Genomic DNA, 253 nt, shown 5'->3' with positions numbered 1-253 from the left:
GGGTTAAGTAAAGAAAAGTGTGTCTTTTCCGGGCGTGTTGCGGTTATTTGATCCAGCCTTTTTGGATGCCGAGGTTGTGTTGGTAGCTGGTGTCGATGGCGGTGTCGTATTCTGCTGGTGCACCGATGTCATTGGTAGTGGCTGTGGTGTTGTGGGTGATCAGGTCTGTTGCTGTGGAAAGTGCGTCTTGACCCCATCGTTGGTCCCTGGCGATCTTGACCGGATCGTCAGGGACTTCTGTATGTAGATACAG

The 253-nt window shown here is 51.8% G+C and carries 1 pseudogene; it reads right to left on the bottom strand.

Annotated elements, in window-relative coordinates:
- Positions 1-43: 43 nt before the first annotated feature.
- Positions 44-253: pseudogene (locus QP978_RS10810) on the bottom strand (IS1249 family transposase); the annotation flags it as partial.

This window comes from Corynebacterium sp. MSK035 (genome assembly GCF_030232615.1).
Taxonomy (GTDB): Bacteria; Actinomycetota; Actinomycetes; order Mycobacteriales; family Mycobacteriaceae; genus Corynebacterium; species Corynebacterium jeikeium_D.
The sequence above is the reverse complement of the archived record's forward strand: the minus strand, read 5'-3'. Positions and strand labels throughout refer to the sequence as shown.